The following is a 26700-nucleotide window of genomic DNA, read 5'->3' as shown; positions in this document are numbered from 1 at the left end:
CCATTCCAGTCCCGCTATAACTCATACAATACCCTTTAAGAGAACGATTTCCAGCCACCAACTGCTGTGTCTGTAAATCGTTCTGGCATTGTATGAGTTATAGCTGTTTTCCAGTTCCGCTATAGCTGTTTTCCAGTTCCGCTATAGCTGTTTTAAAAATCTTCCTCGATCTCTTTAAGCGCCTGTTTAAGCTCCTCCCGTGCCTCCTCAATCCTGCCCCGGTCACGGGTGTTCAGCGCCTCCTCAAACTTCCGGATCTCCATATCAACGATCCGCCTGGTATCCCCCATACTTTCCTCATAGAGCCGCTCGCAGCGCAGAAGCAGAAGCTTATTCTCCTCCTGGTCACGGGGATGAATCTTCAGATAGGACAATTCCTCCATGCGCTCCTGAATCTCCTCGTCCGTCATCTCATTTTCCTGGCTCTTGATGATCTGCTTGCGTACCTCTCCAGTAGAAAGTACCTTCACTTCCACCTCCAGAATGGAGTTGATATCATACGTGTACGTCACATCCACGGATTCCTCTCCGGCCCGGTTCTTAGGAACATTCACCGTCAGCTCCCCAAGAAGCAGGTTATTGGCCGCAAACCGGCTCTCTCCCTGGAGAATGTTAATGGTAATCTTGCTCTGATCATCGTGAAGGGTATAGAACCGCTCCGTCCGGCTGGCCGGAATCACGGTATTCCGCTCAATAATGGGACAGTAATGGCCAGACTCATAGCGGCCGTTTCCGCGGTTTACCGTCACCTCTGTGCCCAGGGTAAAGGAACACACGTCCGTGAGAATCACTTCCTTCACCGCCTGATTCCGCTCTTTCATAGCCGCCTGAATGGCCGCGCCCAGAGCAACCGCCTCGTCGGGATGGACAGAGGTATCCGGGAACTTCCGAAACAGCTTAATAATAAAATTCTTTACTACCTGGAGTCTGGTTGCGCCGCCCACCAGTACCACCACATTGATATCCGACAGCTTGATATGGGCATCCGCCAGACTTCTCTGAACGGGCTTGCGGATCTTGTCCAAAAGGGGCTCGCACTGCTCCTCATACTCTTTCTGGGTGATTTCCAGCTCCTCTGTTTTTCCGTCTATCGTACAGGTAAACTTTGACTTTGCGCTGTCTGCAAAGCCCAGCTTGCATTCCTCCGCCGCTTTGTGCAGATTTCCCCTTGTCTTGGCGTCCAGGGCATCCAGCTCGATCTTCTTTTTCTGGAGAAACATTTTCTCCAGCACATCCGTAAAATCTTCGCCGCCCAGGTAATTGTCCCCGGCCACGGCCCGGACCTCCAGGATATTCTGGAACAGTTCCAGAATGGACACGTCAAAGGTGCCGCCGCCCAGGTCAAACACCAGAAACTTGGTGTTCTTGGTCTTTTCATAAAGACCATAAGCAATGGCAGCCGCCGTAGGCTCGCTGATAATACGCTCCACCTTTAAGCCTGCCAGCTCCCCGGCACGCTTCGTAGCCTTCCGCCGCTTATCGTCAAAATAAGCCGGAACGCTGATAACCGCCTCCGTCACCTCCTCCTTCAGATAAGCTTCCGCATCCTCCTTCAGAGAACGCAGCACAAAGGAGGACAGCTCCTCCGCCGTAAACTGCTTGTGTCCCAGATCAAACTTCTTGGTGCTTCCCATGCTCCTCTTAAACACCTGGGCCGTGGTGCCCGGATACAAAAGCCCGCGCTCACGGGCCGTCTCGCCCACGTAGATCTGGTCATTCTCGTCCACGCTTACAATGGAAGGAGTCAGATTCTTTCCCAGACGGTTGGGGATAATCTTCGGCCCGTCTTCCGTAAAATAAGCGGCCAGACTGTTTGTTGTTCCTAAATCAATTCCAATAATCATCCTATATTCCTCTAGTCTTATATATATGTCTTTATTCCTGCGGACAAATACCCTCCCAAAGTTTAACGCTGCTTTTTAAGCTTTTTCGTCAGCAGCTCCACCTTCGCAATGCTCAAGTCATTGCGCACAGACTCTCTGCAGGCCTTCTCATAGCAGTTCAGGGCTTCTGCAAGCTTTCCGTCCTCCTCGTAGAGAAATCCCATGGCCTCCCAGTAGTCCTCGCATTCCTGGAAATTGCAGTGGCGGCATTTGGCAGCCTTCTCTATCTGTCCGAAATACTTCCTTGCCATCTCCAGATCACCCAAGTAATAGTACATGGCGCCTATATTGTAAAGACGGCTTCTTCTATAATAGAAATCATTTAAGTATTTGTCAATATGTCCGAAGCGTCTGCCGATAGATTCCAGCGCAAGCTTCTGATAAGGAGCGCCCTTATCCGGGGTTCCCAGCTCATAGTAACACTCCATAATACTGCGGCAGCAGCGGTCATAGCCGTAAGCGTTCTTATTCTTCAGATCCAGAGCCTTCAGATAGCATTCCAGCGCCTTTTTGGGGTTTTTCTTATAATACAGGTACACATCCCCAATATGATACCATGCATCAGAAGCATCCGCATCATTTTCCGCCTTCTTCCTGGCCGTCTGGTACAAAGAAATCGCCTTGGCAAAGCGCTTCATCTGCACGTAAATCTCACCCGTCTCCAGGTAATAGGCGATCGTATCCTCCCCATAGAAGCTTTTGATCTCCTCCATGGCCTTATCCAGAAGCTGCATCTTCTTCAACACCCGGATAATATCCTTCCGGATGGCGCGGTTCTGGGGAAACTCCCGGCTTCCCTTCTGATACCATTCCAGCGCCCTTGTAAAATCACACATGCGCTCATAGGTGCCGCCCAGGTTGCTGTAAGCAATGATTGTCTCACTCTCCTCCATCACCTCAATGGACTTTTTGAAGAGTTCAACGGCTTTCTCGTACTGCTCCGTGTACTTATAGATACATCCCTGGTTGTTGTAGGCATAGGTATTGTCCGGCTCCAGCTCTGCTGCCTTTATGAAATCAGCCTCCGCCAGATCCCACTCTCCCGCCTCCAGGTACAAAAGGCCCCTCTCAATATAATAGTAGGCACATGGATCCAGCTCCAGCTGCCGCGTGGCAAAGGGAACCGCCTCCTTAAAATACTTTAAATCTCCCGTATCCTTTAAAATATCTGTATAAATGTCCACAATCCGGCTGTTGGCCCTGGGATTTTCCTCATTGACCTTTAAAACCTTTTTGTAATATTCAAGAGCCTGGCTCCGCTTGCCCATGCTTGCGTAGCAGCGGGCCATATTTTCATAGACCAGCTCATTTTCCCCATACTCCTTCTCGCAGAGCTGATAGTCCGCCATGGCGCGATCGTGCTCCTTGAGATCTGCTAAGGTATTGGCGCGAATCCAGAGATACAGTTTATCCTGATGCAGGCTGCAGGCCTTTTCTATGTACTTTAAGGCATCTCTCTGGCGGTCAAGCCCCCGGCAGCACCGGGCAATCTCATAGTACAGCTCCGCCATCTGCTCATCCGTTACGCTTTCCCGGTACTCCTTAAACTTCTCCTCCAGCTTTTTCGCTTCCTCATAGGCCGCCTTGAATTCCTCATCCTTCTCCGCCGTCTCCCTGCCAATGGTCAGATGAATCAGATCCAGCTTAGGGCTTCCGACCTCCGCTTCCTCCGCCTGCTTTAAGATTCCCCTGGCATCGTCATACTGGCCGTAGCGGATAAATACGTCCGCAGCCAGCTCATAAATCTGAGGATAACCGTTATAAATATCCTTGGCGCTGTAAAAGTTGTCCACAACCCCCTGGCCGTTGTGCATCTCGTAGCAGCATTTCTGACGCAGGACATAAGCGTAAAAGTCATTGCGATCCGTCTCTATCATCTGATCGCACACATCCACGGCCTTCTGATATTCCTCCTGATCCATAAAAATCTGCGCCTGCTCAATCCGGTAATTCCTGGAATCCGGCTCCTGCTTCAAGGCCTCATCAATCGCCTCCAATGCCTGCTCATAACAGGAAGCCTGTTCTTCCTTGGAAAGTTCCCCTTCCTTCGCAAGGGTGTGAAGGGCTTTGGCAATAATCTCACAGGCTCCGGCAATCCGGCCGGGAATCCGGTCCAGCTGCTTGCCCTTTTCCTCTTCCTCAGCCTCTGCCTCCCTGGCCTCTGCTTCTGTCTGGATACAGGGAATACAGGCCCTTGCCGCATCCACCGCCTTCTGGTACTGCTGTTCCATCAGATAGCATTTGGAGAGAAGGCTGTAGTATTCCGCCTTTTTGCTGTCTCCCATGGTACGGCCCTCCAGCAGAGCCACACCCTTTCCAAAAAGATCATTCTGAAGATAACACCAGCCAAGCTCCATCACATCATCGTCAGAAATCTCCTCCTTCTCAAGCCGCTCCTCATAAAGCTTCATAAGGCTCTGGTTAATGTCGCGCATAGTCTCCAAAAGCGCTTCCTCCTGGGAGCTGACGCGAAGAGCCTCCACACAGTATTCCTTGGCCTTGACGGGATCCCCCTGCTCCTGGTAATGCTTTGCCAGGTATTTATTCGCCATATAATGGGTAGGACAGTCCTTCAAAATCTTCTCAAAACAGTCCTTTGCCTCTTCCTTTTCCCCATTTTCCCAGAAAATCTCGCCTCCGTAGGCAAGACTGCGCATATCGTCCTCCATCAAAGCCAGAAGGCCGTGAATCCATCCGGAAGCTTTGGAAAGCTCCTGTCTGTTCCGTTCCAGCCTTGCCTCCTCCAGCATCAGATAGGGATGGGAAACCGGCAGATGCTTCAAGGTATCCAGAATTCCGCCGGCTCCTTCCACATCCCCGCTGTCATTCTTCCTGCAAAGCTCATAATAATGGTACAGGAAGGTATCGTAATCCCCGTCATCCGCCCCCTGAAACGCCTCATAGGGAAAATCGTCGTCACTCTGACACTGATGCATAACAAAATCTATAAAATTCGGATGAAACTTTTCCAGAAGCTCCGCCCTCTCCTCCTGGAGATTAAAGGTCTTATCAATCATCTTCCAGATATCCGTCTTAATCCGGTAATTATCCGCCAGAAAATCAAGAAGGGCATCCCGGATCTCCACACTCGTATCCAGCTCCAGACAGATATCATCCTTAAGAAGCCCCTCCCAGAGGGACACATCCAGACGCTTCGAGAGCGAAAAATAAATCTCCCTCACCCGTTCAATCCAAAGCTCCACCGGCGTCTCCGGCGCCTTTTTCAGCTCCTCCGGGCGATCCGCATAAGCATTCGCCGCCTCATAAGCCTCCCGAAGCCGCTTAAACCCTTCCGGATCATCCTCCGGATTCACCTTCACCAGCAGCCTGCGGTAGGCATCCTGTATAGCCTGTTTCTCCTTTGTCTTTTCAATTTCCAAAATGGAAAAGCTAATGGTTTCGTCCATTGATATCATCCCTTTCGCACATTTGTCCACACTATTTTCAAGTATATCACAAAAGTCCAAAAATGTGAAGAACATGGAGCAAAAATACGCATTGCGTTTTTATCTTCGTTACTGTTCACTCCCAACATTTGACGATTGTGAAAAGTGACGAAATTTAAATTTTTTATTGATTTTATAGACGGAAATCGTCGTATAACTTCTCACAAGTGTTTATGGGAAGCGGCAGAAACCCTTGATTTTCGAGGGCACTGAAAAACTCCCATTTTTTAGCGGGAGTTTTTCTTTCTTCTATAATACAATGTCAGAGATTATGATTCACTAAAAAACATAGGCCGTTTTATCATCCGGCCAGTGCAATCAACTTCGTTATTCTCTTAATATTTGCCGCAAATGCCGTAAAATACATTTGCACTTCCATAGCAAACAATCCCACTGAATCTGCTCTGCCTAATCCGTGGGCTTCTTTTAATTCCCCATTCTTTTCTTCAATCCGGTGCCGGATCTTTAGGCGTTCCTGAAATTTTTCGCTTGCTTCAAATTCCAGCCTGCTCCGGTTCTTTTCGCTTGCTTGAGTAATACTATAGCTGTGGGTTTTTCCCTTCCCTACTTTACACTGTCCTTTTAGCGGGCACTTATCCGCAGCAGCCGCGACCGCAGGATTTGTTTTCGCTATTAACGTTACGCTTATCCCTGCAATCAGCCTTTCCTCCGTCATTGCCAGATGGTTTTTGTACCCATAAAATGTACTCGTGGGGGTCTTGTGCCCAAACCGGGCGTCTTCGTCATCTTTTGACCTGATTTCCCGGATCTTATCCGTATCTAATAATCCCCGTATCCTTTCCGCCAGGTCCTGTATCTTTTTATTCCCGCAGGCAGCAATCCCTTCCTTCAGGACCGAAAGCAGAGCCTCCGTATAAGCGATTTCCTCATCCAGGCCCGCTTCCAGGGACGGCTTCTCCGGAAAGCTTTCCGATAAGTCATACGCGTTTTTATAGATTTCCTTCCGTAATTGTTTACTCAAATCCCACAGGATCTGTGTTGGCGGTTTTGCGCGGACAGACGCATTGGTATGGGTAGAATAAAGTTTTTTAAAAACATAAGTTTGAACATCATTTCAGGTTCTTTTGCAGGACGTCCGAAATGTTCACAATACTGTTTGCGCAGCATGGGATTTACAAAACTGAAATCTATATTTTCTTTGATCCTCCTTAGGAGATGCTTTTGAGGAATAATAGCATCATAAAGCCCCTGATATGGTGCTAGTGATAGGCACATCTGCGAATTATCTTTCAGCATGTTCAATCCCCCTCCGTTCGTTTCCATTGTACCATTTCTCATAGAAAAAGCCTAATTCTTTTAACAAAGAATCAGACTTTTTCAGTGCCCTCGATTTTAATCCATTCTTCAACACCTTTGCCTGTTAGTACCCAAAATCCTATGGCATCAATTCAAGATTGCCGCCTATGCCGCTGTTAAATATTGTTCAGGGATATCAGCACACACCCTCGCATTATGATTCAATCCCAAGCCATCCTTTTACCGTCTCCACAGCATAGCCAACCACCTGAGCTATCTTATCCGTATCAAGTCCCATTTCATGCAAGTTTTCTGCCGCTTCTCTGGCCTTTTTCAATTCGCCGTCCTGCTCACCAATTTTCCGCTCTTCCATCCGAATTTCTCGTATTGCCTGACACACATCGACCACCTCTTCACTTTCATCATATTTTATTCCCGAATTTGTAATTGTTTCAATCACATCAGCCGCTCTGCGCTCCAACTCCCGGAAACGCTTTTCATTGGTCACCAGCACCCTGCTTAGATTTTCCTTGTCCTTCGAATATTTGATGAATAGCATAACTTCCCGCAGGCTGGACTGGAATTTCATAATCTCCTCGTCCGTCATCTGCGCCGGTGCGATCAACCGCACATGGTAATTGTCCATGCAGGCAAGCACATCCGGATCTGACACATCCATCATCTCAAACAGGCTTAACGGCCCATCCCACTCTTCCGAGCCGAAAAATATAGTCACCGTGATGGAAGGTATCAGTCTGTCCTCCACCCAGAAGCCACTTAAGAATTCACCTGCACTTGGTGTTTTCCCGCCTTCTTCAGCAGACTCCTCCCCCTCCTCTTTTTTCCGCTTCATTTCTTTCCGGTGCGACTTTGCCGCCTCTTCTACCTGCCCTGCGTATTCCAGCGCATCATAGAGATTGTTCTTCACAGGCATAGCATAATGGATTTCAGCCTGGTTCTCCGCGCCGTAAAGGACATATTCCATCTTCCCATCCGTCATTGCCGCATACAGCTTCTGCACATCACGGAATTTCTGGACGGGAACCACTGCGCCGTCCGCACCGTATGGCAGCGCTATCTTCGTGGAATCACGCTCCGTGAGCTGCTCCGGCAGGATCACCTGCCGCCCACCGTAAATATAGTAATTAAAAATATCGGCAAACACGCCTGCATCTTTTACATAATCCTTTGTGATTGTATCTGCTCTCAATGGCATCTACCGCCTTTCTCATGAATGGCAGACATCCCATCAGATTCCCGTTTCTGCCATGATTCCATTATACTAAAGCATCTACTTTTTTTCAAGCGTATCTGAGCTTCTTCGATAACGTTCTGAGGGGTCACACTGGACAAGGGATTCAAGCGACAACCAATGTGCCGGAACCCTTTGTTTTCGAGGGCACTGAAAAACTCCCCTTTTTTAGTGGGAGTTTTTCTTTCTTCTATAATACAATGTCAGAGATTATGATTCACTAAAAAACATAGGCCGTTTTATCATCCGGCCAGTGCAATCAACTTCGTTATTCTCTTAATATTTGCCGCAAATGCCGTAAAATACATTTGCACTTCCATAGCAAACAATCCCACTGAATCTGCTCTGCCTAATCCGTGGGCTTCTTTTAATTCCCCATTCTTTTCTTCAATCCGGTGCCGGATCTTCAGGCGTTCCTGAAATTTTTCGCTTGCTTCAAATTCCAGCCTGCTCCGGTTCTTTTCGCTTGCTTGAGTAATACTATAGCTGTGGGTTTTTCCCTTCCCTACTTTACACTGTCCTTTTAGCGGGCACTTATCCGCAGCAGCCGCGACCGCAGGATTTGTTTTCGCTATTAACGTTACGCTTATCCCTGCAATCAGCCTTTCCTCCGTCATTGCCAGATGGTTTTTGTACCCATAAAATGTACTCGTGGGGGTCTTGTGCCCAAACTGGGCGTCTTCGTCATCTTTTGACCTGATTTCCCGAATCTTATCCGTATCTAATAATCCCCGTATCCTTTCCGCCAGGTCCTGTATCTTTTTATTCCCGCAGGCAGCAATCCCTTCCTTCAGGACCGAAAGCAGAGCCTCCGTATAAGCGATTTCCTCATCCAGGCCCGCTTCCAGGGACGGCTTCTCCTGAAAGCTTTCCGATAAGTCATACGCGTTTTTATAGATTTCCTTCCGTAATTGTTTACTCAAATCCCACAGGATCTGTGTTGCGGTTTTGCGCGGACAGACGCATTGGTATGGGTAGAATCAACAATGATCGTCCCCGATTTGATTAACCCTTTATCCAAAGCCTGCTGAATGGTTTCTTTCAGCATGTTCAATCCCCCTCCGTTCGTTTCCATTGTACCATTTCTCATAGAAAAAGCCTAATTCTTTTAACAAAGAATCAGACTCTTTCAGTGCCCTCGATTCTACAGGCTTTTTCGGAACATTTCAAGATACTTGCCGCGGCAAATAAAGAAACTTATCCGTCCTCCCCCCCTACTCCTTCAGCCTCAGCCTCAAAAACCTCTTCTTAAGCTGCGTCAAATTCAAAGGCAGCAGCGGATAAATATAACTCTTCCCCGCAATCGTCTTATTCCCCACAACAGCCACAACCGTAATCAGCAGCCCAATCAAAAATCCCCAAAGGTCAAACAGCGAAGTAAGCACCAGCATAATTAACCGCATAAACTTAAGGGCATAACTCAGCTCATAACTAGACTGCGTATAATTCGCAATCGCCACAAAAGCCATATACATCATAATCTCCGCGTTGAACCAGCCAGAGTCCACCGTAAACTGCCCAAGCACAATACCAGCCACCACACTCAGCGGAGTACTGAGCATGCTCGGCGTATTGATCGCCGCAAGCCTCAGACCGTCAATAGCAAGCTCAAGCATCAAAAACTGCCACACAATAGGCACATTAATGGCATCCTTAATCTGAATAAACGAAAGCCAGGGCGGAATCCACTGTGGATTCTGAAACAGCAGCAGAAACACCGGCGTAAGCAGCAGCGTAATAAGCGCAATCAAGAACCGCGTAAGCCGCAGATAAGACCCCGTCACCGGCGGAAAATAATAATCGTCTGCCTCTTCCACAATATCAAAGATCGACGTGGGCACAATCATCGCCTGAGGAGAATTATCCACCAGCACAACAATATTCCCCTCCAGAATCGCCGCCGAAGCCGCATCCGGCCGTTCCGTAAACTTAAACTTTGGAAACGGGTTAAACCATTTCCGATCATAAATGCACTCTGCCAGGCTCTCCTGGTTCATCGTCAGGGCATCCACCTTTATGGCATTGATCCGCCCCCGGATCTCCCTCAGAAGCTTCCGATCCACCCGGTCCTGCATATAACAGAGCACAATATCCGTCCGGGAGCTTTTACCTGCCGTAAGAATCTCCATAGACAGCTTGGGACTTCGGATTCTCCTTCGGATCAAAGCCGTATTGAACACCACCGTCTCCACAAAGCCGTCCTTAGAGCCCCGAAGCGCCTTATCCTTGGAAGGCTCGTCCACCCCGCGCATGGGATAGGAACGGCAGTCCAGTCCGATGCAGGTATCATAACCGTCAATCAGCAGACAGGTAATCCCTGATAGCAGGCTCTGCGTCAGCAGCTCCTCCTCCTCAATGGCTGTAACCTCCACATAGGGCACCACATGATCAATCATCTGTTTTGCCGTCATGGGCATTTCCTCGGGCTTCAGCTTATAGAAAAACTCCAGGAGCTTTTCCATAATCGCCTCCTCCAGAAAGCCGTCAATAAAATAAATACAGGCATCCCTTCCTGCTATGGTAATTCCCTTGCGGATAATATCAAAATTGCTGTCCAGATTCAGTATTTCATTCAAATTCGTCACATTTTCATCCAAATGCTCGGAAAGCCGGATTCCCATCCCTCTCTACCTCCTTATTCCAGTCTTATTCCAGTTCCGTAATATCTCGCAATATTACGCCCCACTTTTTCCTAGTATGAGAAAAATCGGGAAAAACTATACTTCCTGTAAAATTTCTGTTATAATCATTCAGAGAAAATATGCGTAAAAAGGGAGTCTGCATTATGGAAAAAAAGATTTTGTTTTTAGATCTGGATGGAACGCTGCTGACAGACAGCAAAGACATTACGCCGGAAAATCTGGCTGCAATTCAAAAAGCCACAAAGCTTGGACATGCCATTGTAGTCTGCACCGGCCGGCCCTTGGTCAGCACTGCCAAACAGTTGGAAAAGCTGGGGCTTACCGGCCCGGGCTGCTACGCCATCACCTCCAACGGCGCACTGATCTACGATGCATACAAAAAAGAAACCATTTTTTATAAGGGGGTACAAAAAGACTGTATCCGGGAGGCCTTTGACGAAGCCTATAAGTTCCGGCTCCATGCCCAGACCTATACTGACACAGCGGCTCTGTGCGAGCGTGAAACGGAGGAAATGAAATATTACTCTGTCTCCACCATCCTGCCCTATGAAGTGGTTGAGGATGTAACAAAAGCCCTGGGCAGCGGCCCGGATCCCATCAAGCTGCTCTTCATCGACCTCCATGACCGGAGCCATCTGGAGGCCTTCCGCCAGCATATGGAGCCCTGGGCCAAAAAGAACCGGCTGGATATGTTCTTCTCCTGCGACCAGTACCTGGAATTCCTTCCGGAAGGCATCAACAAGGGAAGCGGCGTTCGTTTTATCAGCGAATATCTGAACGTTCCCTATGAGCACACCCTGGCAGCCGGAGATGCGGAAAACGATATCTCCATGCTGAAAGCCGTAAAACTGCCCTGCGTTATGAAAAATGCCCGTCCGGAGATGTATGCCTACGGAGCCTATCTCACAGAGCAGGACAACAATCATTCCGGAATTGCAGAGATCATTGAGAAATTCATGTTATAAAAACAGTTCCAATAAGCAATTTCTTATTCATCATACTCACAGATATATCCTACCCGCCCGGCAAAGGACGGAAACGCCGACAGTATATCCCCCGGCACATCGTTGAGATAGCATCTGCCGTCAGAGGAGCGGTAAAAAATCGTCACACAGTTTTCATTAGTCTCCTGCCCCTCCTCTGTCAGCCCGCTATAGCTGGGCTCCCCCTCCAGCCAATAATCCGCAAACAAAGCGTTATACAAGTCCAGCATCGAGTATCCGCTCTCTTTTCCCGGTTCCAGCCAGGCATAGCCCCATGAATCCCCGGTATTGGCCGCGCCCACAAAGAAGGTAACAGCGCTTTTTTCCTCCGAAAGAATCTGTGACTGGATGCGCTCAAATTCCTCCCGGGAAGTGAGTGTCGCCAGATAGCCTCCCCGTTCCCTGCATGCCCCGCCGGCCTCCTCCCAGGTAACGTCCTGAACAATCAGCTCATAGCGATGGCCTGCCGAGGTTGTCTTCCCTGTTTCCAGAAGAGACACCATCTCATCCTTGATATAATAAATCTTTGGTGTTACCGCCTGCTCTTCCTGATAAACGGCATGAAGCTTCCCCTCATATTCGGACTGTTCCACCGGCTCCTCCAGCCAATGGTATTCATAGACAAAGTCGCCATTTTCATCAAACTGCGGCCCATCCTCGCTGTCTCCATAGGTTCCGCCTCCGACGAAGGACCATAAGCCATCCTCAATGGTGTAGACATTATCGTAATAGAAGCCCATATTTCCAGCGGAATTGCAGAGCAGGTTTCCCTTCTCAAGATAAGTAAAATACAAACGTGAGGTCTGCAGAACATCCGTCTTTCCCTCATGCCAGGTTAGGATCTGGCAGCCTCCAGCCTCAAAGCCGCTGTCAGCCACAAGCTCCGGAATCTCATCCTCATCCACGTAGATCAGGCTATAGGTATAAGAATCATTGTATTCCAGCGCCTCCACGTATTCCAGATAGGCGTGCTCCCACTCCTTAAGCTCCCGCTCTTTTTCCGGCATGGCTTCCTGGAATGCTTCTTTTGAATCCGGCTTTGGCTTTTCCTGTCTGTTTTGGAGGTTCTGCTTTCCGGTTTCAATGCCGGCTCCATCTGTCTTTGAATCGGTTCCGGAACATGCGGTAAGTGCAAGCAGTATCATAACCCACAAAATGGGCAGCATTCGTCTTTTCATCATTTAGCACCGGTCAATCCTTTGCCAGTGTAAACTGCTCTACCAGCTGCTTTAGGCCGACGGCTTCCGCCGAAAGCTCCTGGCTGGATGCCGCACTTTCCTCCGCAGTGGCGCTGTTGCTCTGAACTACGCCGGAGATCTGAGTAATTCCCTCGGTTACCTGAGTAACGGCCTCGGACTGCTCGCTGGATACGGATGCGATCTTGTCAATGGAACTGATCACAGATTCCATGCTGCTCACAACCTCAAGCAGGGTTTCCGCCGTATGCTTTGCAATCTCTGTTCCGGTACGAACGGCCTCTGTGGAATTCTCAATAAGCGCTGCCGTGCTCTGGGAGGCCTCTGCCGACTTGCTGGCCAGATTGCGCACTTCATCTGCCACAACGGCAAAGCCCTTGCCTGCAGTTCCGGCTCTGGCTGCCTCCACGGCCGCATTCAAAGCCAGAATATTCGTCTGGAATGCTATGTCCTCAATGGCCTTAATAATCTTGCCGATCTCATTGGAACTGTTCTGGATCTTATCCATAGCCTCCATCAGCTCCTGCATCTGCTGGTTGCACACGGAAATCTCCTTACCGGCCTGGTGCGTCTGCCCTCTTGCATCAATGGCGCCGCTGGCCGTATCCTTAGCCTGATTGGAGATCTCGTTGATCCGGGCCGCAAGCTGCTCAACGGAGCTTGCCTGCTCAACAGAACCCTGACTGAGATTCTGGGCGCTCATGGATACCTGCTCGCTGACCTCGGAAACCTGGTCTGCAGAGCGGTTAATCTGGAGCATGGTATCGCTCAGTTCCAGCTTCAGATTGCGCATGGACAGTAAAATATTCTGAAAGCTCCCAACATACGCTTCGCTGTGCCGGGAACGGATATCCAGATTCTGATTGGCCATCTCATTCAGGAGATAACCAATGTCTTTGATAATGGTACTAAGACCCTCCACCAGCTCTGCCGTGGACTTGGCAAGCATGCCGGTCTCGTCCCGGTTGGTGACGATCGGAACAGGTGACTCCAGATCTCCTTCCACCAATTGCTTCATTCGTTCTGCACAGGCCTTCATAGGCTTGCTGATGTTGTCTGCAAGCTTCAAGGCTACCACGACGGATACCAGAATAGCCGCTATAATCGCAGCAACGTTAATGGCGATTCCTGTATAGGTAGTAGCCAGGTAATCAGACTGGGGCGCTGTAACTGCAATGCTCCAGCCATCTGTGCCTGCTACCGGAGCATATGCTACAAACATGCTGCCCTCTGCGCTCTTATAGCTTCCAAAGCCGTTCTCTCCCCGGCACATGGCCTCGTGAATGGCCGCAAGCTCCTTCAGGGAAGAATCACTCTGCGCTTCCTTCCCCACATTCTGAACCATAATGGTCTCTAAAGTGACATCCGCAATGGTGTCGCCGGATTTGTTGATCATGTAAGCCCTGCTGTGTTCACTCACCTGGATGGAAGAAGTGATATCATTCAAAAAGGTCTCATGAGGCACAAAATAAACAACGCCGCTGACTGTTCCCCCATGAATCCCCTCACTGTAGAGAGGCGCCGCAACCATAATGGACAGCTCGCCGGTAACCTTGCTGATAAGAGGCTCCGACACGTATACATTCCCTTCCATGGCCTGCTGTACGTACTCCCGGTCGGAATAATCCTTTCCGTCAAAGATGCTGATTCCGTCTGCGCCTATGATGTTGCCCCGCTGGAAATTGTGCATATCTACGCGTTCGTCAATGATGGAACGCTTATCTTCCACACTTACACTCGGACTGGAAAGCTGTGAAATGCAGCCTGTGTCTGCGGCCACATTTTCATAGGCCAAGAGTTCCTGCTCTACGCGCCCCGCCGCTAAGGCTGCACTCTCGCACATCATCTGATCCACTGTGGCGATGGTGCTGGTGTAATTGAGTGAGATACTGACTGCGCCTACAAAAATCTGTGCCGCAAGAACCGTCAGCATCAGACAGATGGTGATTTTTCTTCGTATGCTTTTCATCTTTTATGTACCCCCCGGTTTTAGCTGAAGGCTTGCCGTTCAGCCGTAGTTTCTATTGTCTATTATAGGAGGGGGAGGTATTGTTGTCAACCTTTGGCAGGAGAATTTTCAGCCAATCAGCACGTTTTTCGTTACTGTTCAGAGGCAATGTCATTAAGTTAAACAAGGCTTGTCAGAGGAACCCTGCCATAAATCAGCCATATATTGTGATGATATGAGGATTCTGTTAGCTGTCAGAAGTTCTATAAGCTGATCTGCAGTATAATGGGAAGTTTTTTGGTATAGCAAACAGACAGATTGCATATCTGCCTCAAATAATGGTATACTGTTAGCGGCAGTTGCGCTTTATATGAAACGATAAGCGAAACTGGCTGGTGCTTGGAACCTTAGCTGGCGGGCATAGGTTCTCTCTGGCCTGATCGGCAGTATATAACGGCTGATCAGGTCATTTACGCTTCCGGGACCCACATGGTCTGAAAGGAATGCAAAGCATATTTTTATTGCCATAGACAAATTGACTTGATATTCCCATTTCTCCGTTCTCTTTTCTATGGGAACCTCCATGGTTATAATCGTGCAAAAATTATACAGGGTCATCCGGCTAAGAATCTCGAACTCGATGTATTCCGGAGACTTGGAATGAAAGTTTGCGGTTCCGATTGTATGCTTCAAATCACGGAAAGAAGTTTCCTGGCCCCACCGGAGATAGTAAAGTCGCTTTATCTCTTCCAATGAAAATTCATCCGAGGGGAGATTGGTAAGGATATTCTCAAAAACCCCTTCCGCTATCTGAAAACGAACCACACGCAGCCGCATATGGTATTCCGGAGAGTTGTCCGAGATAAAGTCAAAGGGGACAGTTTTGCATATATAGCGGTACAGGGGGGCTGATTCCGGGTGCTGCATTTTCTTTCTGGCCCTGGACCGGGAAAGGATAACTTCTGTCCAGCCATCCATCCGGTCCGTCAGGCTGTCGGCTGCAAGGAGACGTTTTATGTTGATGTCTTTGGTGCGGATGGCAAAGAAACAGCCTTTTTCAATGGCATGTGCAAAGACGTTATAGCTGGAAAACCCCCTGTCAGCCACGAAGATTGGGAAACCGCCATAAATATAGCGGTCAATGAGCTGGCAGATAGCGTGAAATTCATTTTTGAGTTTTCCCGGCTGGAGAACCATATCCAAAAACCTCTTGGAAAGCAGGTCATACAGAGAAATGGTATGGAGAGAGTTGAAGCCTCTTTTAGACCTTCCGCTTGTAGGATGGAAGGTGGAAGGGTCCCCAGGGTTCCGGGCAATGTTAAATTCACAGCCGTCTACGGCAATGAGGGAATACTTGCCCCAAAGCCCTTTTGCCGGGAAACGAAGGTTAAACTGCGTGAGGACATGTCGGAAAGCTTCGGGAAGGAGCTTGGCCCGCTGTTGGATGAAGGAGGAAGCAGAGGGGATTTCATCGGGAAGGAAATAAAAATATTTCAATAGTTCGTGGTTGATGCAGCCGCTTTCCATAGAGAGAAAGAAACGGATGAGTTGAGCAAAGCCCAGCTTACGGTTACGGGTAAAGTCCTTTTTTGGTTTTTTAACGAAGCAGGCAGTGTTGCAGGCCATGTTGTCCACGATCGCCCAAAGAGTGGACTTGACCTTTTGAGGAAATGACATATAAGTACCTCCTTGAAATTGAAATAATAGTTTTGTCTTCAATTTCAAGGGCCGCTCTCGCCGCCTCTTAAAATATAATCAGCAGCGAGAGCGGCCGCACATTTTAGGCTCTGTGTCAACCACTTTTTGAGAAATTTATTGATAAATTTGAGTTAGACCATAGGATAAGATTTTTTCAATCAGCTTAACTTAATGACATTGGTTCAGAGGTCAGCTTGTGATAAACAAACCGATGGTGTAGACTAATCTTAGTCGAAACCATCGGTTTTCTTTATCCAAATATCCCGGATACTCTGTTATATAAATTTGATTCTTCGTTTTGGCGTATCTGAATAAGCATGCTCATGCATTCACAGAGATACTCGATGGACTCGAATCCCCTGAATGACACAGCCTGCTGTTGCTTGCGCTTATATCCTCTAAGCAGACGCTCCGCTTCATTGTTTGTAGCCGGAACTCTGTGATCATGCAGGAACAGAAGATGGTTGGACATGTATTCTTCCATCCGCAGATACAGGTTGTATCCGTCCTTATAATACTCACTTGCTGGAATGTATTCGTATTCCTCTTTCGCTTTTTGCAGTATTGCCCGGCAGCGTTCTTCATACTCCCTGACCTTTTCGGTGTCAGGAGGCGCCTCTTCCGGCAGGCCGTTCCGGTAGTGGATCATTTCCTGTACCAGAGCACGCATTTCCTTGTTCCAGGTCCGGTCAGCTTCATTATCTATGCTGTCCTTCAGATAGCGGAGGACATGCGCAAGACACTCCTGGTGTTGTGCACCATAGTTATAAAAGGTTTTCTCATGATCGTGAACCAGGATTCCCTGGTAATCTTCGACCGGGGTGCCTTTTACTCCTTCGTGCCCTTTTTTCCTGCGTGCAAAATACATCGCTTTTCCATCCGGGGCAGCGCACACAAATACATAAGCATTTTTTCCGTTTTCCCTTGCGTTGGTACAATCCGTATGAAGGACGGGGCTAAGCAGCAGATCGGCAAACGTCGCTTTTCGTTCCTGTTCCGTTTTTTTGGCAAATTCCCTGCCAAGCTTATTAACCATGCCCTTGGATATGCTGAGCCTGCCATCAGTCAAATCGGAAAGGAATTTCCTGCTTTTGTCGATGGAAGTGCAGCAGTCGTTATTCAACAGAAACAGGAAGGCCTTGACGCTTCCACCATAATTCACCTCGTCCACAACGCCGGGAGGAAACTCCGCATGGATCCGCTCGCCGGTTTTGGAATTATAATACACATCTGCGCGGTATTCCGTGACCTCCAGTATCGTACGTATGTTGACCAGCTGTTTCACGATCGTTTTTGAAGTCTTTTTGAAATCCGGATCTTCCAGCACTTCCCGGGGCGGCGGCAGCGGAACCGGATCCGTGGCAGGGATCTGCTTTTTCCTGCCGTGTCCCGGATGTCCCGGCTGGGCGCCCGGCTTACGGCCGCTTTTTTCCCGGCCGTTGGAGATCTTCTTGCGGCGGAGCGTTTTGGAAGAAGGGATGGAGGAATTTTCATAATCCCGGTTGATTTGGGCCCTCAGCTTCAAGTTCCTGCCCTTTTCCTCTTCCAGCGCCGTTTCCAGCCCATAGATCTTATGGCGCTGCCGGGTTGCCTTGTCCAGTGCGGCGTCTCTCTGTCTTTCTGCCTTTATGGCACGCCTTTCCATTCGTTCCAATTCTTTTCGCAAGGCCGACAGCTTTCGCTCGCATTCCTTTTGAAGTTCTTCAAATATCTCAAACCATTGATTGCGGACGGAAACGGTTTCACTGCGGGCACGTGAAAGCTCGTCCTTCAATTTCCGGATTTCCCGTTCCAAAGAACGTAATTCTTTCAGGTATTCCTCCTGCATGCGGACATATATTTCACCGGATTTGAAAGCGCATATCTGTGCGTTGGCCGCTTTCAGCCTGTATTCAAGAGTGGTGGTGTATTCAAAGGAAGCGTTCATGTGGTCAGCCCTTCTTTAAGGAGTCAAGAATTCTGTTCATCAGCGCCGATAATTCACCGTTGTGTTCCTGTTGGGCCTTAATGATGCGTTCCTGCTGCCTGATGATTTCATTTTTTGCCTGGACTTCCTCTTCGAGACAGGCAACGGCCTTGTTAAGCAGGACGATTTCATCTTCCATGTTTTTCATTCTCTCAATCCTCCGTTTTCATAAGGTAATTATACTATAGATGCCCTCAAAATGCGAATTTCCGTATTTGAGGGCATGGTCAATTTGACGGTGGATAATTTAAAAAAAGCGAGTAAATATTATCCATAAAAAGAGGGCAAGGAAGCATGCCTGGGACGAAACGGAAGACAGAAATGTGGATAACTTTCTGATAAATAAAGCGGACAGAAAAACTATAAACATCATTTTTCTGTCCGCTTTATTTATCCACATATAAAAAATTTAAATTTCGTCACTTTTCACAATCGTCAAATGTAGGGAGTGAACAGTAACCGTTTTTTCCCTTCAAATGCAAAGCCATAAAGATATGTAAGCCTGTTCTTTCCGCCGTTTGCCTCTTTTACATGCTATTGACGGAATATAGCTGAAGGAGGACTGTTACTGGGCACGGAGTGAACAGTAACGGAGGACTGGAAGTGTCTGAAAAAGTCTTTATTATTTCATTCTCAAACTCATTGTTTTATGCTATACTTATCTATAAAATTAAAGGTGGTGAAATATACTTGAACATCTATCTGGATAACTGCTGCTACAACAGGCCTTTTGATGACCAAAGCCAAATCAAAATTCATCTTGAAGCACAAGCAAAATTACATATTCAGGGAAAAATAAGAGAAGGCATCTACGATTTGACATGGTCTTACATTTTAGATTATGAAAACGGGAAAAATCCATATGAGGAAAAACGGATGGCAATTGCTCCCTGGAGAACAATCGCTTCCACATATATTTCAGAAGAAACAGAAGCAATTCTTACATTTGCAGAATCCCTTGCTTTAAAAGGGATAAAAACATATGATGCCCTCCACATATCTTGTGCTGTGGCTGCCCACTGCGAATATTACTTAACCACGGATAAAAAACTCTTAAATACTCCAATCCCGGAAATCAAAATTGTCAGCCCCATTGTTTTTGTAAATGAAATGGAGGAATGAATATGAAAACAGATACCATTATTAAGCAGGAAGGAATCAATGCATTAATTTCTAAATTGGGTTATGTTGATGCGGAGCGTTTTATTGTATTAATAACAAAAGAACCTTTCGATTATACAAAATGGCGTGAGCAATCCTTAGATGAAGGGCTCACTGTCCGTGAGCTTAGCCAAAAGGCTATGAACTATTCCCAAAATATGCAATAGGGGCTGTCTTATTTTGCGACAGCCCCATTTTTCAAGCCTTACACTACACTACATCCCTCATACTCTCCGCCTTCACCCTATCCGCAGCTCTGCGAAGCTCTCCAATGCTTCTTCCTTTTAAAATCAGCTGATACATCCCCAGAATCAGCTCTATAAGCTCTCCGCCTCTTTCCAGGCCGGAAACCTCGGCCAGAACATTCTCCGCCTGCTTCTGGGTCTGCTCCATCCCTTCCGTTTCTTTTATGTACTGCCACACGCCTGCCGCCGCTCCTACGGCTATGTAAGCCGGGACAATCTCCTGGGAGAGGGCCAGACGGGCAGAGCCTATAAGCCTGTCCTCCGGCGACAGCTTCCGCCCCGGATCACCGCCTACTCTCTTGCAGGTATCCTTTAAGGCTCCATTGGTAAACCGGTACAAAAGATCGGAAATATGCTTCATAATATCCCCAAGAGGAACTTCATACTTTGCGGACAGAGCCGCTGCGCTTTCCTCCATGGCATTGCGGACAATAATGTAAATCTCATCCTTATCAATCGCCTGGTAAATGTAATCAAGCTCCAGAAGATCCCCCAGATAAGCACAGACGGCATGTCCCATATTGTGGACATACAGCTTCCGCTTGATGAAAAAATCAAAAGGCTCAAAAGGAATCATATTTTTGATTTGCGGAATCTCACCTTTGAAGGCGGATTTGTCTACCGGCAGGAAGCCGTACCGCTCCACACAGACACGCAGCGGATCCCCGTCCTGCATTTCCTTTGTCTGAACCGGCACCATGCGCCCGATAGAAGCCTCCACCAGGCCCACCTGCTCATCAAATATCCGGCACTCTTCCTCCGTAAGCTGTTCCTTCAGCATCCCCTCCAGAATCCGGTCTGCATCCATAAGATTCTCACAGATAATAATGTTCAAAGCCCCTCTGCCCTCTGCCCACCGCCTGCGCAGTCCTGCTATCAGATTGGGAACAATCAGCTTTAAGATACGGGCCCCCACAGCCGTCGCCATAATATCGCACTCTGCAATGGCCTTTGCCGTCTGCTCCATATATTTTCCGTTTACCGCCGTAACCGGCCTCACTCTCAAATCCTCATGTCCCCGGCCGGACACATAACGCAGAGGATATTCCCCTTTTTTCTGCAGCTGCTCCACCACGGTCTCTGCCACGTCCACAAACGTAACTTCATAGCCGGATTCCGAAAATAGCATGCCGATAAAACCCCGGCCGATATTTCCTCCGCCGTACATGACTGCCTTCATATTCTTCCGTTCCTTTCATTCTCTATATTGCCGGCCTGTCTTATACAGGCCCCAAGCCTCATTCACGAAATCTTACCGCAGGACATACCACATATCCAGATACTCACGCACAATCTGCTTCATAGCCTCAAAAACCACATCCTGTCTGGCTGCTGTGGTAAAGGCGCTCAGCGCTTCCTTTTCTCCGGTCACGCAACGATCGGTCAGATAGCCTTCCTTTTGAAGATGCTCCACTGTCCCCGGCCCGGCCGCCTTTGAGGCATTGTGCACCAGGAATTCCATCAGCTTAGGAGAAGCATCTCTTTCCAGAGCCGTCCAGATGTTTACCTTGCAGACGCCGTCCGCAAAGAGCTTTTTTACCTGCTCATTGGATACGGAAGAGGTTCCGTGAAGTACGATTTTCGACCCAATCAGTTCTTTGATGGCCCGGGCCGCCTCCCCGTGATACTGAAGATCCTTTCCCGAAGCCCGGTGCTCTGTCCCAAGATTGGCTACCACCATATCGACTCCGGTGCGTTTCATATAATCGGCACACTTGTCCGCAGTTGTAATATCGTTGTGAGCTTCGCCGCCTGCGTCTACAATCTCGTCACAGGCGCCTTCAATCACAATGTCCTTCCCCTTTTTCTCTACAAATGCCCTTGTCTTAGCAATATTTTCCTCCAGCGGCAGATTGGAAGCATCGTACATAATGGTAGAAAAACTGCTCAGATCGCTGTCACAGAGATCTGCGTCCAGATCATGCTGCACATGATCCAGGTGCAGCAGAAGATCCACATTTTCATAATCTCCTCCCTCACGCATCAGAACCTCTGCGTCTGCCTGGAAGAGCTTAAGCCCTGTGTCCCAGTTCCGGCTGTGTGTATAATTCCTGGACTGGGAACGGTGCTCATACTGAACCGTGATCGCCAGTGTTACGGGAACCCGTTCCAGATGGTTGTCCCTTGCGAATTCACTGGCAGCCGAAATAATTGCCTCGGTGGTTGTCAGATTTTCCGTGCAGAGACAGGGAATGACCCAGCCCTTTTCTGCTGCACTTTCATATATTTTCACCACTTCTTCTCTTCTTGTTATAATCGCCATCGTTTTCTCCTTCTATCGAAAGTCTCTGGTCAAAAAGCCGCTACCCATGCAGATAAACGGCAGAAATATCTTTATACCTTCTGTATTTGTCCTCGTATTTTTTCCTGTTTGCTTCCTGGGGATAAAAATACTCCACACCCTTTACCATTTTTGCAGCCGCATCTTCTGCATCCTGAAAAATACCGTTTCCAATCCCGGCCAGCATACAGGCCCCTATGGAAGGCAGCTCAAGATTCTCCATCCGTCCTACCGGCGCTCCAATCAGATCGGCCCGGAGCTTAAGAAGCTTCTCCGAACGGGAACCGCCTCCGCCGAAATGAATCCTGGTGAAGGGCTCCTCCCGGGTGGAGCGGATATAATCAATACACGCAACAAATTGAAATGCCAGGCTCTCCAGAAGGCTTTCGAAAATCTCTTCTGTGGTTGTGCCAAGCCCCATGCCCAGAACGGCCCCGTGGAAATTCTCTACATAGGGTAAAAACAGCAGAGGATTCTCCCCATCAAGCTTTGCTGCTTCAATCAGCTTCCCGATATCCGCCTTCTCATCCTTTAGGATCTTTTTGCAGTACCATTCCAGCAGGGCTCCCGCCGTGGGAAATGCATCCATGACTGTATACTTTCCTTTAAAAGGAGCGTTATAACAGCAGGAAAAAATCAAAGAATCTTCAAAGTCATTGCAGCCTTCTACAAAGGTATCGGAAAAATACCCGATCTGCTCATAGGTTCCCATCAAAACGCCCATAGTATCTGAGTGCTCCAGCTGAACCCCTGTGGAGAGAAGGGTGGCCGATACGTCGTGGCAGCCGATGGTAACGGGGATTTCGTACGGCAGCTTTACCCTTCCATAGGAACGAATGCTTCCAACCGTTGCAGCAGACTCCAGGATATTGGTCCCCAGCTTTTCTGCCGGAATTCCCATCAGCTCCAGCAGGGGATCCGACCAGCGGCAGCCCTTTACGTCAAAAGCCAGTTTTCTGGCAGCCATTGTCACATCCTGTACGCCTGGAAATCCAAGCCGGTGCAAAATATACTGCTGGTTGGAGTAAAATCCTGCCGCCCTTTCAAAAACTTCCGGCCTGTTCTTCTTTAACCAGAGAATCTTTGACACAGAGCTTAGGGTGGATAAGGTGTTTCCTGTGATCTTAGCGTACTCCCCGGCTCCAATCTCCCTCTCCATCTGCCGGACCTCTTCCCCGGATCGGCCGCAGAAGCCGGGAAGCATCGGATAGAGGGCATTTCCCTCTTGGTCAACAGCCGTAATGTTATCGCCGAAAAAAGAAAAGGTAAGCCCGATGATATGTACTCCTTGCGGCAGGCATTTCAACAGCCTGGCAACCGCATGTTCGGAGGCATCCCATATCTCTTCGGCATGCAATTCGATCTCATTTGGTTTTGGCGTATACCAGCCGTACTTTTTGCTGGTTCCTGCGATTGCTTCTGCCGTTGCGGAATCAATCAAGGTCACATGTACGTTTGAAGTGCCAAAATCCAGAGCCAAAAATGCTTCTCTTTGCTTCAAGCTTCCAACCTCCCGTCATCCATGCATCACATGGGCCATCGCCTGTCCCTTGGCATAATTTTTTAAGTCCTCAAGGATAATCTCAATAGATGCGCTGAAGGTTCCCTGGCTGGTGCCCGCCAGATGGGCGGCAAGTGTTACATTTTCCATCTTACGTAAAGGATGTCCCTCCGACAGCGGCTCCTCTTTAAACACATCCAGCACGGCTCCGCCGATTTTCTTTTCCTGCAGCGCCTTTATCAAAGCATCCTCATCTACCAGGCCGGCTCTTGCCGTATTTACAAAAATTGCCGTGGACTTCATTTTGGCAAACATTTCTGCGTTGAACATATTTTTGGTCTGCTCGGTCAGTCTGGCATGAATGGAAACGATATCTGAGGTTTCCAACAGCGTGTCAAGATCGGCAGGAACACAGCCTGATTCCTCAATCTTTTCTGCCGGGCAGAAGGGATCATAGGCGAGCACAGTTGTGCCGAAGCTTTTTAAACGAACCGCTATCTTTTTTCCAATGTCGCCGAAGCCGATAAGTCCCACACGATAGTCGCACATATTATAGGAATCCTTGGAGTTGGGGAATTTCTTGGCCCACCCTCCATGCTTAATGTCCTCGTCGGTTCTTGCTATGTTCCGGATCTGGCAGAGCATGGCGCCTACGGTAAAATCAGCCACTGCCGTTGCCGCTCTTCCGGGCGCATTGATTACCTGGATTCCTCTTCTTTCGGCCTCCTCCATATTGATATTTTCCATTCCTGTTCTGCAGGTGGCGATCACCTTTAAGCCGGGCGCTGCTTCCATCAATTTTTTCCCTACTGGCGCAAAGTGGGTCACTACGATCTCTGCTTCTTTCACTGCCTCAAATACGGCTGGATTGATGGGTGTTTTCTCTGGCCCGTTTACTTCTACGGAAAGCATGGATGCCTGGTAGGACAGCTCATCCTCTCCGGTTGTTTTTTCGATTAATTCTACAGAATATCCGAATTCCTCCATCTCACAAAGCTTTTCCATCATCTCCTTTGTGATTCCAAGGTCATAGATTCCTACTATTTTTTTTGACATGATTGTCCTCCAAAAAATTGTAATTTTATTTGCTAAAGTCTACCCACCCCTTAATATAACTGGGTGCGCCCGAATTCAGCATAGTATCTGATAAAGTATCTAATGTACATCGATGTGTCAGAAGCTTTTCAAGCCCCAATTCCTCATAGTTCAAAAGCATATGAAACGCCTTATCAAAAGCTGACGGTGTATTCACGCTCATTCCAATATAGGTTGCGTGTTTAGAGCATAAATCCCTTGCAGGATCAAAACTCACCGGAGCAGTTGAAGCAATGTTTCCAACCTCAACCAAAGTCCCAACAGAACGCATCAAGTCGATTCCGTCCCGGAAGGCCTGCGCATTTCCTACACATTGAAATACTACATCTGCACCAAATCCGTCTGTATAAGCATCTACGATTGCTCTTCTCTCTTCCAAGCTCTGCTTGTGATAATTCATAACGGCATCTGCCTTGGAAACGGCCTGTGCTACGCTCAGTCTTTCCTCCCGTCCGCCTGCAATGAGAATCTTATTTATCCCAAGCTTTCTTAAAACAGCTGAAACCAAAGCGCCAATCTGCCCGTCCCCTATCACCAAAGCTGTCCCGTTGCAGTTTAGGACATCCTCAAGCACTCCCGGGGAGCGCTGTGCCAGCTCAACAGCCCGCACGGCAACTGCCATAGGATCTAACAGAGAAGCCACACTGGCCGGCATAGTATCCGGCACCTTCCACACATAAGTTCCAGGAAGGATATACATATATTCGGAAAAGCCTCCTTTAATGTAAGGCGCTTCTTCCACCGAGGAAGACATCACTGGTTTTCCGGACATTCCAAGACACTCATATGGCAGGCCATAGACAAAAGAATTTTCACACACTCCGCAGGCTCCAGCCCCAAAGCGCAGGCAGCTTCTACAGGTTCCACAAGTGATCCAGGGATACAGATTGATTCTGTCGCCCACTTTTAAAGTTCCTGTATAGCACTTGATGCTTTTATTTGCATGTTTTCCCATTTCCACAATCGTTCCGCAAACCTCATGGCCCAGAATTGTAGGAACAGAAGGCTTATCTCGAAACACGTGCAGATCCGTACCGCAGATACTTGCTGCATCCACTTTGATAATCATTCCGTCTTCCTTACATTCCGGAAGCTTTACATCCGTCACACAGATCTCTTTTTTCCCGGTCCATACAGCCGCTTTACACGTACCCTCCATTGTCTCCTCCTTATTTACAGTTTTACCTTCGCATTTCTTTTTCTCTGCATATTGTCAAAGGTCACGGCCAGTAAAAGGACAATTCCCTTCACAACCCATTGCCAGTATTCGTCCAGATTCATCAAGGTCATACCATTGCTCAGCATTCCCATAATCAAAACGCCTGCAATTACATTAACCAGTTTTCCTTCTCCGCCGGCTACGCTGATTCCACCGAGAACCGCACCTGTAATCACGTCCATCTCAAAGCCCGAACTGGTGGCCGGTTGTCCGGAATTAATACGCGACAGCATAATTACGCCCGATAATCCTGCAAAAAGTCCGCTTAGAGTATAGATAAAAATCTTCATTTTCAATACGTTGATACCAGAAAGCCTGGCCACCTCCTGATTTCCTCCAATGGCATAGGTATACCTTCCAAACCGTGTCTGCTCCAGAAGCCACCATCCAAATAGAAAAATCAGTGCCATGATAATAACAGGAATCGGGATCTTAAAGAAATATCCTTGCCCAAGGGTCTTGATTTCCTCCGGCAAACCATAAATAGGTATACCAGATGTAAGAATGTACGCCGCTCCTCTGGCCATAGTCTGCATAGCAAGTGTAGTAATTAAAGCAGGGACATCAAACTTCGCCACCATAATTCCATTAATCAAGCCGCAAAGCGCTCCTACCACAACACCAATCACCATGGCAGGAAATATCGCCATTCCTGCTTCCCCAATAAGCTTTGCAGCTACAACTCCTACCAAAGCGATAATGGAACCAACAGAAATATCAATCCCACCTGTAAGAAGAACCATGGTCATTCCCACGGAACATATACCTATCATTGATATTTGTCTGCAAATATTTAAAATGTTTTTGGATGTCAAAAAGGTATCTGTGGTCACCGTAAAAAAGAGTATTATGACCACCAGTACCAAATACACAAAAATTTTACTTAAAGAAAATCTTTTTTTCATTTTGCTCTGCACCTCTTCTATC

22 protein-coding genes are annotated in these 26700 nt (G+C 48.1%); 3 read left to right on the top strand and 19 right to left on the bottom strand.

Going from position 1 to position 26700, the window contains the following annotated elements:
* Positions 1-152: 152 nt before the first annotated feature.
* The 8 genes from VV089_RS05805 to VV089_RS05770 all read right to left on the bottom strand — a co-directional run bounded on the left by VV089_RS05805 (position 153) and on the right by VV089_RS05770 (position 10453).
* The gene (locus tag VV089_RS05805; RefSeq protein ID WP_172544316.1) at positions 153-1844 is read right to left on the bottom strand and encodes an Hsp70 family protein; all 1692 of its coding nucleotides are present in this window, start codon (positions 1842-1844) and stop codon (positions 153-155) included.
* A 62-nt stretch (positions 1845-1906) separates the two neighbouring features.
* Complete coding sequence (locus tag VV089_RS05800; protein ID WP_334335259.1) at positions 1907-5290, bottom strand: tetratricopeptide repeat protein; 3384 nt, start codon at positions 5288-5290, stop codon at positions 1907-1909.
* A 340-nt stretch (positions 5291-5630) separates the two neighbouring features.
* Positions 5631-6311, bottom strand: a complete 681-nt coding sequence (locus VV089_RS05795; protein ID WP_334335258.1) for a transposase — start codon at positions 6309-6311, stop codon at positions 5631-5633.
* Positions 6308-6586, bottom strand: a complete 279-nt coding sequence (locus tag VV089_RS05790) for a hypothetical protein (RefSeq protein ID WP_334335257.1) — start codon at positions 6584-6586, stop codon at positions 6308-6310. The genes VV089_RS05795 and VV089_RS05790 overlap by 4 nt, the downstream gene beginning before the upstream one ends.
* Before the next feature lie 214 nt (positions 6587-6800).
* Positions 6801-7796 (bottom strand): transposase, encoded by a 996-nt coding sequence (locus tag VV089_RS05785; protein ID WP_334335256.1) that lies wholly within the window; start codon positions 7794-7796, stop codon positions 6801-6803.
* Positions 7797-8080: 284 nt separating this feature from the next.
* Positions 8081-8761, bottom strand: coding sequence for a transposase (locus VV089_RS05780; RefSeq protein WP_334335255.1), 681 nt, complete (start codon positions 8759-8761; stop codon positions 8081-8083).
* Complete coding sequence (locus VV089_RS05775) at positions 8758-8913, bottom strand: hypothetical protein (protein WP_334335254.1); 156 nt, start codon at positions 8911-8913, stop codon at positions 8758-8760. Before VV089_RS05775 ends, VV089_RS05780 begins: the two co-directional genes overlap by 4 nt.
* Positions 8914-9052: 139 nt before the next feature.
* Positions 9053-10453, bottom strand: coding sequence for a spore germination protein (locus VV089_RS05770; protein WP_172540840.1), 1401 nt, complete (start codon positions 10451-10453; stop codon positions 9053-9055).
* Between the two features lie 170 nt (positions 10454-10623).
* Between VV089_RS05770 and VV089_RS05765 the strand changes: the two genes are divergently transcribed.
* On the top strand, positions 10624-11445 hold the full coding sequence (locus VV089_RS05765) for a Cof-type HAD-IIB family hydrolase (protein ID WP_334335253.1): 822 nt from the start codon (positions 10624-10626) through the stop codon (positions 11443-11445).
* 23 nt (positions 11446-11468) lie between these two features.
* On the opposite strand, the gene VV089_RS05760 is transcribed toward VV089_RS05765, so the two are convergent.
* The 5 genes from VV089_RS05760 to VV089_RS05740 all read right to left on the bottom strand — a co-directional run bounded on the left by VV089_RS05760 (position 11469) and on the right by VV089_RS05740 (position 18419).
* Positions 11469-12644 carry a C-type lectin domain-containing protein gene (locus VV089_RS05760; protein WP_334335252.1) on the bottom strand — a complete coding sequence of 392 codons (1176 nt, stop codon included), beginning with the start codon at positions 12642-12644 and terminating at the stop codon, positions 11469-11471.
* Between the two features lie 10 nt (positions 12645-12654).
* The gene (locus VV089_RS05755; protein ID WP_334335251.1) at positions 12655-14628 is read right to left on the bottom strand and encodes a methyl-accepting chemotaxis protein; all 1974 of its coding nucleotides are present in this window, start codon (positions 14626-14628) and stop codon (positions 12655-12657) included.
* A gap of 345 nt (positions 14629-14973) precedes the next feature.
* A complete protein-coding gene (locus tag VV089_RS05750) occupies positions 14974-16284 on the bottom strand; it encodes an IS4 family transposase (RefSeq protein ID WP_334334949.1) in 1311 nt (436 codons plus the stop codon).
* A gap of 271 nt (positions 16285-16555) precedes the next feature.
* On the bottom strand, positions 16556-18232 hold the full coding sequence (locus tag VV089_RS05745; RefSeq protein WP_334335250.1) for an IS66 family transposase: 1677 nt from the start codon (positions 18230-18232) through the stop codon (positions 16556-16558).
* A 4-nt stretch (positions 18233-18236) separates the two neighbouring features.
* The gene (locus VV089_RS05740) at positions 18237-18419 is read right to left on the bottom strand and encodes a hypothetical protein (RefSeq protein ID WP_172541642.1); all 183 of its coding nucleotides are present in this window, start codon (positions 18417-18419) and stop codon (positions 18237-18239) included.
* Positions 18420-18874: 455 nt separating this feature from the next.
* Between VV089_RS05740 and VV089_RS05735 the strand changes: the two genes are divergently transcribed.
* Together VV089_RS05735 and VV089_RS05730 are read left to right on the top strand one after the other, a co-directional pair.
* On the top strand, positions 18875-19393 hold the full coding sequence (locus VV089_RS05735; protein ID WP_334335249.1) for a hypothetical protein: 519 nt from the start codon (positions 18875-18877) through the stop codon (positions 19391-19393).
* A gap of 2 nt (positions 19394-19395) precedes the next feature.
* The gene (locus VV089_RS05730; RefSeq protein ID WP_334335248.1) at positions 19396-19599 is read left to right on the top strand and encodes a hypothetical protein; all 204 of its coding nucleotides are present in this window, start codon (positions 19396-19398) and stop codon (positions 19597-19599) included.
* Between the two features lie 43 nt (positions 19600-19642).
* Here the strand turns inward: VV089_RS05730 and VV089_RS05725 are convergent, their stop codons facing one another.
* From VV089_RS05725 to VV089_RS05700, 6 genes are all read right to left on the bottom strand, one after another.
* Entirely contained in the window at positions 19643-20857 is a 1215-nt protein-coding gene (locus tag VV089_RS05725) for a mannitol dehydrogenase (RefSeq protein ID WP_172540801.1), read from the bottom strand.
* A gap of 72 nt (positions 20858-20929) precedes the next feature.
* Positions 20930-21940, bottom strand: a complete 1011-nt coding sequence (locus VV089_RS05720) for a class II fructose-bisphosphate aldolase (protein WP_334335247.1) — start codon at positions 21938-21940, stop codon at positions 20930-20932.
* A gap of 40 nt (positions 21941-21980) precedes the next feature.
* A complete protein-coding gene (locus tag VV089_RS05715) occupies positions 21981-23459 on the bottom strand; it encodes an FGGY-family carbohydrate kinase (RefSeq protein ID WP_334335246.1) in 1479 nt (492 codons plus the stop codon).
* A 15-nt stretch (positions 23460-23474) separates the two neighbouring features.
* Positions 23475-24515: a 2-hydroxyacid dehydrogenase gene (locus VV089_RS05710; protein WP_172540804.1), complete on the bottom strand. Its 1041-nt coding sequence runs from the start codon at positions 24513-24515 to the stop codon at positions 23475-23477.
* A gap of 25 nt (positions 24516-24540) precedes the next feature.
* Positions 24541-25713 carry a zinc-dependent alcohol dehydrogenase gene (locus tag VV089_RS05705; protein WP_334335245.1) on the bottom strand — a complete coding sequence of 391 codons (1173 nt, stop codon included), beginning with the start codon at positions 25711-25713 and terminating at the stop codon, positions 24541-24543.
* A 14-nt stretch (positions 25714-25727) separates the two neighbouring features.
* Complete coding sequence (locus VV089_RS05700) at positions 25728-26678, bottom strand: ABC transporter permease (RefSeq protein ID WP_334335244.1); 951 nt, start codon at positions 26676-26678, stop codon at positions 25728-25730.
* Between the last annotated feature and the right edge of the window lie 22 nt (positions 26679-26700).

This window comes from Candidatus Merdisoma sp. JLR.KK011 (genome assembly GCF_036941125.1).
Classification (GTDB): domain Bacteria; phylum Bacillota; class Clostridia; order Lachnospirales; family Lachnospiraceae; genus Laedolimicola.
This window is presented reverse-complemented; position numbering and strand designations above follow the sequence as displayed.